Annotated in this window: 9 protein-coding genes; 3 read left to right on the forward strand and 6 right to left on the reverse strand. The window is 73.6% G+C overall.

The window, feature by feature from the left end:
• The 3 genes from EF918_RS29300 to EF918_RS29310 form a co-directional block, all read right to left on the reverse strand.
• Positions 1–1318: chloride channel protein (locus EF918_RS29300; protein WP_148141275.1), on the reverse strand; the 1318-nt coding region annotated here is incomplete at its 3' end.
• A 189-nt stretch (positions 1319–1507) separates the two neighbouring features.
• Complete coding sequence (locus tag EF918_RS29305) at positions 1508–1816, reverse strand: SHOCT domain-containing protein (protein ID WP_125651953.1); 309 nt, start codon at positions 1814–1816, stop codon at positions 1508–1510.
• A gap of 86 nt (positions 1817–1902) precedes the next feature.
• Complete coding sequence (locus EF918_RS29310; RefSeq protein WP_125651959.1) at positions 1903–2325, reverse strand: DUF6325 family protein; 423 nt, start codon at positions 2323–2325, stop codon at positions 1903–1905.
• A 178-nt stretch (positions 2326–2503) separates the two neighbouring features.
• On the opposite strand from EF918_RS29310, the gene EF918_RS29315 reads away from it, so the two are divergent.
• Positions 2504–3346 carry a class II glutamine amidotransferase gene (locus EF918_RS29315; protein ID WP_125651954.1) on the forward strand — a complete coding sequence of 281 codons (843 nt, stop codon included), beginning with the start codon at positions 2504–2506 and terminating at the stop codon, positions 3344–3346.
• A 10-nt stretch (positions 3347–3356) separates the two neighbouring features.
• On the opposite strand, the gene EF918_RS29320 is transcribed toward EF918_RS29315, so the two are convergent.
• Both EF918_RS29320 and EF918_RS29325 read right to left on the reverse strand, forming a co-directional pair.
• Entirely contained in the window at positions 3357–4244 is an 888-nt protein-coding gene (locus tag EF918_RS29320; protein ID WP_125651955.1) for a universal stress protein, read from the reverse strand.
• A 15-nt stretch (positions 4245–4259) separates the two neighbouring features.
• Positions 4260–4697 (reverse strand): amphi-Trp domain-containing protein, encoded by a 438-nt coding sequence (locus EF918_RS29325; RefSeq protein ID WP_125651956.1) that lies wholly within the window; start codon positions 4695–4697, stop codon positions 4260–4262.
• Between the two features lie 219 nt (positions 4698–4916).
• Here EF918_RS29325 and EF918_RS29330 point away from each other — a divergent pair, with 219 nt between their 5' ends.
• A complete protein-coding gene (locus tag EF918_RS29330; RefSeq protein ID WP_260610794.1) occupies positions 4917–5948 on the forward strand; it encodes a CorA family divalent cation transporter in 1032 nt (343 codons plus the stop codon).
• A 28-nt stretch (positions 5949–5976) separates the two neighbouring features.
• On the opposite strand, the gene EF918_RS29335 is transcribed toward EF918_RS29330, so the two are convergent.
• Positions 5977–6816: a hypothetical protein gene (locus tag EF918_RS29335; RefSeq protein WP_125651957.1), complete on the reverse strand. Its 840-nt coding sequence runs from the start codon at positions 6814–6816 to the stop codon at positions 5977–5979.
• Positions 6817–7017: 201 nt separating this feature from the next.
• On the opposite strand from EF918_RS29335, the gene EF918_RS29340 reads away from it, so the two are divergent.
• On the forward strand, positions 7018–7590 hold the full coding sequence (locus EF918_RS29340; RefSeq protein ID WP_125651958.1) for a TetR/AcrR family transcriptional regulator: 573 nt from the start codon (positions 7018–7020) through the stop codon (positions 7588–7590).
• Positions 7591–7639: the final 49 nt, after the last annotated feature.

Consider the following 7639-nt stretch of genomic DNA (forward strand, 5'->3'; position numbering starts at 1 on the left):
GTGCCGAGGCCCCGGCCCCGGCCCCGGCACCGGCCTGCGGCCCGGCCCCCGGGCCCGGCTTCGGCCGGCGCGGAGCGAGCCACGCGGTGGCGGTGTAGCAGACCGCCACGGCGACGATCACCAGCGGCATGACGGTGATCCCGGCATGGCCCAGCAGCAGGGTCGCCAGCATCACCGAGGTCAGCGGCAGCTTGAGCATGGCGACGCTCATCGCCCCGACCCCCATCGCGAACCCGGCGGTGAGGGTCAGCCCCGGCAGGTGGGACAGGGCGATCCCGCCGACCGCGCCCACGAACATCGACGGGAAGACGGGCCCGCCCCGGAAGGCGCTCAGGCTGAACGCGTACCCGAGGGCCTTGCAGACGAGCAGGAGCAGCAGCGCCCCCACCGTGTACTCGGCACTGCCCACCAGCAGGGGATCGAGGGCGGCCTGCCCCGAGTACAGGACCTCGGTCGCCGGCTTCCCGCTGCCCTCGGCGTAGGCGATGGCCAGCCCGCCCACCGCGAGCCCGGCCGCCACGCTCAGGGGGATCCGCGCCCGTGCCACGCGGGCCTGGAGGAACGTGCCCGCCCCGCGGATCGCGGTGCCCACGACCGCCGCGGCGAGCCCGACGACCAGGGCCCAGCCGAACTCGCCGAGGTCCGGCGGGTGCGCGGCGGGCACATCGCTGAGGACGAGGGAGTAGGTGCCCAGGCCCGTCCACCGGCCCAGGCCCAGGAAGACGAGCGAGCCCACCCCGGCCGCGAGCAGGCCGGGCACCATGATGACCCCCAGCCAGGCCCCGCCCAGGACCGACGCCTCCATCAGCAGGAACGCCCCGAGCAGCGGCGAACCGAGCAGGGTGCTGACCGCGGCGAAACTCCCCGTCGCCCCGATCACGCCGTAGGCGGTCGGGGTGAGCTCCCGCCGTGACCACCGCGCCACCAGCGCGGCCAGGCCCCCGCCGAGCGCGATCAGCGGCCCCTCGGGCCCCAGGACAGCGCCGAGCGCCAGCGAGGCCAGCGCCGCCAGGAGGATCCCGGGGAGTTCGGCCGGCGCGGCCACCCCGGACATCTGCATCCCCTTGACCGGCTCGTGGCCGCCCGTCCCGGGGAGGTACCGGATGGTCAGCCCGACCAGGAGCCCCGCGAGCGCCAGCAGGGGCAGCGGCCACCACACGGGCGTCCCCCCGAGGCCGAGGGCCTCCGGCAGGTCGCGGTACGTGAGCCGCTGGAGCCGGTCGACCAGGGCGAGGAACCCGTACGCCAGCGCCGAGATCGGGGCTCCGAGCACGGCGGCCAGCACCAGCAGCTTCAGGTATGCGCGGCTGCGGAGCACGTCCAGGGGATCCGGAGGTGCGGGCGCCGTCGTCGTCGGCTGTGGCGCTGGCTCGTTGACCGACACGTGTGCTGCCTCCTGGAGGGGTGCCCGGGGAACAGCTCACAGGCTCTCCGATGCCGTACGGTGCCCTCGCCGCGGCTTCGGTCTGTCCCCGGATGGTTCACCCGAACGGCTCACACCCGCCGGTCACGAGTTGAGGATGCGGGCCTTCTGCGTGGCCAGTTCCTCCTCGGTGATCACTCCCTGCTCCTTGAGGGTCGCGAGGTCCTTCAACTGGGCGATCTTGTCGTCCATCGTGGGCGGCGCGGGCGCAGCGGGCGGCGGCGGGGCGGCGGCCTGCTGCTGTTCGTACGCCTGCTGCTCGTACGCCTGCTGTTGCTGGGCGTCCTGGCGGGCCCAGCGTCCGGCCTGGCGGCGTGAGACACGGTTGGAGACGGCGGTGGCCGTCCCGGCGATGGCCGCGGTACGCGCGACACCGCGAAGTAGTCCAGGCATGGCTTCCTGCCTCTGGTTCGGTCGTCCTGATGCAGGTCCCGCACCGTTTCGCACCGTGACGCGCGCGGCCGGGACCGGCCGGGCCCTCAGGCCGCGTCGTCGAGCGCGTCCAGCGCCTCGACCACGTCCTGCACCGGCACCCGTCCGCTCGCGATCATCCGGGCGTCGGCACGGCGCAGCGCGGCGGCCAAGGGCGCCGCCCACACGTTCTCGTAGAGCAGGACCGCCGCCGAGTCCCCCGGCTGGAGGAGGGCGCCGGCCTCGGAGATGTCCTCGTCGCCGAGCAGGCCCGAGGAGACGCCCTCGAAGAGGGTCAGGTCGAGTTCGCCGTCGCCCGTCACATCGGCCAGGGCCAGACCGCGGACCGAGCCGTCCTGCTCCTTGGTGAAGAAGGTCAGGTCGAGGATCCGGATGATGCCGCGGTCCACCAGATCGGCCAGCAGCGGCATCCCCTCACCGGTCAGGTGACTGCCCGGGAACTCGACCACCAGGTAGTCGATGGGCCCCATCTCGTCGAGGCCGTTCTCACTGGTCACGTCAGCTCCTCTCGGTGCTTCTCCAGCAGGCTGGCCACGACCGTAGCGCGGGAGCGGGGGCCCGGAGATCACCCCCGCGGGGTGAGGTCGGCACCGGGGCGCGGGCGCATGCTCGGAGCCGGGATCCGCACCCGGGAAGGGGTGATCGACCATGTGCCGGTGGCTGGCCTATTCGGGGACGCCCATCCTCCTCGAAACCATCCTGTACAAACCCCAGCACTCCTTGATCGACCAGAGCCTGCACTCGCGCATGGGTGTCGAGACGACCAACGGGGACGGGTTCGGGATCGGCTGGTACAGCCAGGAGGCCGAGGTCGACACCCCGGCGATCTTCCGGGACGTCGGCCCGGCGTGGAACAACCGCAACCTGCGGGAGATCGCCCAGCACGTCAAGTCCCCCCTGCTCTTCGCCCACATCCGGGCCTCCACGGGCACGGCGGTGCAGCAGACGAACTGCCACCCCTTCCGGCACGGCCGCTGGCTGTGGATGCACAACGGTTCGATCGCCGGGTTCCACCAGTTCCGCAGGGAGCTGTGCATGGCGGTCGAGCCGTCCCTGTTCGACGGGATGGAGGGGACCACGGACTCCGAGGTGATGTTCTACCTGGCCCTGACCTTCGGCCTGGAGGAGGACCCGCCGGGGGCGGTGGCCCGTATGGTCGGCCTGGTGGAGCGCACCGGCCGGGCGCACGGCGTCGAGGCGCCGATGCAGATGACGGTCGCCGTGACGGACGGCGCCTCGGTCTGGGGCTTCCGCTACGCCAGCGCCGGCACCCCCCGTTCCCTCTTCTACAGCTCCAGGGTGGAATCCCTGCGGGCCCTGCACCCCGACGCGGCCTTCCTCCAGGAACTCTCCGACAACACCCGCCTCGTGGTCTCCGAACCCCTGGGCGACCTCCCCGGCGCCTGGAACGAGGTGCCCGTGGACACCTACGGCGTGGTGCACCAGGACGGCAACGACTCCCTGCACCCGTTCGCCCCGGCGGCCGCCTGACCGACGGCCCTCACGCGGGTCCGGCCGCCTCGTCGACCTGCGGCACGACCGCCACGGGACAGTGCGCGTGGTGCAGCAGTGCATGGGCGACACGGCCGAGCTGCAGGCCCAGGTGGTGCGGACGGCGGTGTGCTCCGACGACCACCAGGTCGGCCGTCGCGGTGCGGTCGAGCAGCGCGCCCGCCGCGGGCCCTTCCACCAGGGTCCTGCGCACCGGCACCGCGCCGTGTCCGGCCAGCGGCCCGGTCAGGGCCGCGTCGAGCGTGGTCTCGGCACGTGCCCGGTGGTGGAGGCAGACGCCGTCGGCGAGGGGGGCGAGGCCGGCCCTCTCGTGGGCGGGGCAGCGCCAGGCGTGCAGGGCGGTCAGCTCGCAGGGGCGCGCCTCGGCCTCGCGCACGGCGAAACGTACGGCCTCCGGGCCTCCGGGAGTGTCGGCCACGCCGAGCAGCACCCGCCGGTGCTCGCGGCGCAGGGCGGGTTCGTCGCCGCGGACGACGACGACCGGGCACAGCGCGCGGCCGGCGACGGCCAGGCTCACCGAGCCCAGCAGGAGGTCACCGAACCCGCCGCGCCCCCGCGATCCGGTGACCAGGGCCCAGGAGGTGCGGCTCTCCCGCAGCAACGCCTGCCGCGGGTCGTCCGCGAGCACCTCGGTCTGCACCGGCACGTCCGGATTCCGTTCCCGGGCGCGCAGCGCCGCCGCCTCCACCGCGGCCCGGCCGGCCGCCTGCCCCGTCCCGCGGCCCGGGGACGAGGGCGAGAGCTCGTACCACTCCCAGCGGGAGGCGTACACCACCCGCAGCGGCCGCCCGTGCACCGCCGCCTCGTCCACGGCCCAGTCCAGGGCCCGCAGACCCGGCCCGGAACCGTCGAAGCCGACCGTCAGGGGGAGCGCCACGGCGGCCGCCTCCTCTCATGCGCGCTTCGCCGCGGAACGCTGGGACCGAGCCGTGTTGGCCGTCCTGGCGGACTTGGTGGCCGCCGTCGACTTCCGGGCCCGCGCCGGCCTCGTCGTCGTCCTGGCCGAGGAGGCCTGCGGGTCCGGGGCCGCCGCCGGGGCGGCGGCCTGCTCCGCTTCCGGCTCCGCGGCGGCCTTCGGGGCGGAGCCGGAGGTCCTGCGGGACCGGCCGGTGTTCCACTTCAGCTCGATCTCCAGCTCGATCTCGTCACCGGACACCTCGATCTCCACCTCGCTGCGGAGCTCGTCGGGCACGCGCAGGCTCAGCACCCCCGCACCCAGCTCGACCTCGGCCTCGCCGCCCTCCCGGAGGGCTTCGGCGAGCCCGGCGAGCAGGTCCGCGGCGTCGGTACGGGACAGCGAGCGCTTCTGCTCGAACTTGAGGTCGTTCACGGACGCCTCCAGGGCAGGGGGACGGGTGCGGCGCGGCCGGACGGACGCGACACCAGCCATGCTCCCTCGCGCACCGGCGTCCCGCACGACCCGGACGGCCCAGGGGGTGACACGCTGCCCGAGTGACGGCCCCGCCACCCGCGGCGTGTACGGGCCGTGGCGCGGCGGGCACCGTGCGACGGTGCAGCTCCGGGAGGCACGAAGGACGACGAGGGGCCGATGATCGTAACGGTGGTGTCGATGCCCGAGGCGTCCGCCACCCGGACGGACGCGGCACACGCGCGGGCCCGGCTGGCCACCGACCCGTTCGTCCTCGTCGACGTCGAACTGCCGACGGACGCGGACGCGGATACGGACGCGGACGCCGATACGGACGCGGAGGCCGACGGCGAAGGAGCGGGCGCCGAGCCGTCCGTGGGTGACCAGCTCGGCCTGGACATCGACGGTCTGGACTGGTTCGGCAGGGCGGACGAGCGGCCGCGGGCCGAGTTCCTCGGGAACAAGGCGGGTTTCGTCATGCCCGTGGTCCACGGGGACGAGATCGCCCACGTCCACGTGGTGGTGACCGACACCTTCCTGGTCACCGTGCACCGGGGCCCGGCGCACCTGACGACGGCCAGCGTCAAGGGGTTGCTGCACGAGCGGCCCGCCGACCCGGTGGCCGTGCTCTTCCTGCTGCTCGGGGAGTCCCTGGGCACGTTCCGTCGGGCCGCCGTGCAGGACCTGGTGGAGACCGAGGAACTTGAGGACGACATGTTCGAGGACCGGCGCCCCGATCAGGTCTACCGCCTCGCGCAGCTGCGCCGCCGCGCGGCCCTGCTGCACCACTTCCTGCGCCCGTTCCTGGAGGTGACCGACGAGGTCCTCACCCGGCGGATGATGAGCGAGAACTTCCCCCGGGAACGGCAGCGCCTGGCCCGGGAGTACCAGACCAGCGCACGCCTGGTGCTCGCCGACATCGAGTCCCTCCAGGAGGCCACCCGGCGGGCGTTCGCCAGCTACTCCTCGCTGATCGCCGGGGAACAGAACGGCGTGATCAACCGGCTCGCCATCGTGTCCGTGGTCTTCCTGCCGCTGTCGTTCATCACCGGCTTCTTCGGGATGAACTTCACGTTCCTGACGGACAAGTTGGAGAGCAGGGACGAGTTCTGGCTGCTCGCCGTGGGCCTGCAGGTCCTCGTCCTGTGCGTCTCCCTCTACATGCTGCACCGCACCCGGATCTGGCGCCGGCTGCGCGAGGACGAGTGGTGAGGCACGGCGGGCCGACGTGGCCGGGACCCTACGGGCGTTCGGCGTACTGGAGCACGCCGGCCACGGAGAAGCACAGGGCGCCGGTGAGGGTGCCCCAGTTGGCGATGCCCACGTCGACCATGCTGTCGGTCGCGGGACGGGTGAACGCGGCGAGTGCGGAGACCATGAAGAGCACGGACCCGAACTGGTTCACCGCGACGATCCACCAGCCCAGGTCGCGGGCGAGGACGCGCAGCCGGCCGTGGCAGACCTCCACCAGGGCGAGGTGCCCGGACGCCAGGAACAGCAGGCAGCCCACCACGTCGGGTCCCCAGACCAGCCGGTCGACCTGTTGGACGCTCAGTCCCTGACGCAGCGACTCCACCAGGTTCACGCCGAACACCAAGGTGCCCGCCAACAGCAGGAGCGCGCTCACCCAGTCCACCCGCATCGGCTCGTAGCTCCACCACCGCCAGCGGTGGGTGACGAGCGCGCCGGAACCCACCGAGTGGCGGGGGGCGTTCACCGCCTGCAGGAGCGAGGCGTAGCCGCCGAGGTTGAAGAACAGGCCGCCGCAGAAGTAGATCACGGCGCTCTGCGTGGCGTCCCCCGAGCCGAACTGCGCGACGCCGGCGCCGACCGCGAACAGGGCCCCGCCGATGACGAAGGCGGTCGCCGCCACGGCGTTGAGCCTGCGCAGCCGGCCGATCGCGACGTCGTCGGCGCGGCTGTGCCGCCGGGGGCTCCCGTCCGGGGCGCGCACGGCGAGCACACCTCGGCGCCGCGCGAGCCGTGACTCCCAGACCGCCGCCCCGCCGTCCGGCAGCGGCCAGGTGACCCGCGTGGTGAACGGGCCGGCGCCTTCGACGTGCTGCTCGGGGGTCCCCACGCGCCGAGCCTAAGCAGAGGGAAGGGCCCGGCCCCGGCGAAACGCCCCACGCGCCGTAGGCGAGCCCACTTCGGACGGCAGCGGCCGGATCGCCGCTCCCGCACCCCTTCGGCACTTGCCTACAACCTTTAGGGATCATGGCCTAAGATTTAGGTGTTCCGCACAACGGGCGGCGGACCGAGGCAAGGAGGCGGCGGCGTCATGGCAGCACGGGCCGGGCTGACGGCGGACCGGCTGGTCCGCGCCGGAGCGGAGCTCGCCGACGAGATCGGCTTCGGACAGGTGACGCTCTCGGAGCTCGCCCGGCGGTTCGACGTCAAGGTCGCGAGCCTCTACTCGCACCTGCGCAACTCCCACGACCTGAAGACCCGGATCGCCCTGTCCTGTCTGGCGGAACTCGCCGACCGGGCCGCCGAGGCCCTCGCCGGACGGTCCGGCAAGGACGCCCTCCGTGCCCACGCGGACGCCCTGCGCGACTACGCCCGACAGCACCCCGGCCGCTACGCCGCGACCCAGTACCCGCTGGACCGCGACACCGCCCTGGCGAGCGCCGGCGTACGGTACGCCCGGCTGACCCGGGCCGTCCTGCGCGGCTACGACCTGCCGGAACCGGAGCAGACCCATGCCGTCCGCATGCTCGGCGGCCTCTTCCACGGCTACGTCGGACTGGAGACCGCCGGCGGGTTCAGCCACAGCGCCCCCGACAGCCAGGAGAGCTGGGAGCGGATCATCGACGCCCTCGACGCCCTGCTGCGGGCCTGGCCCGCACCCTGACCACCGCCCCCCCCGCTCCACCCGAAGCCGTACGCACCCCACCGAAGCC

The organism is Streptomyces sp. WAC06614 (assembly GCF_003949795.1).
GTDB lineage: Bacteria > Actinomycetota > Actinomycetes > Streptomycetales > Streptomycetaceae > Streptomyces.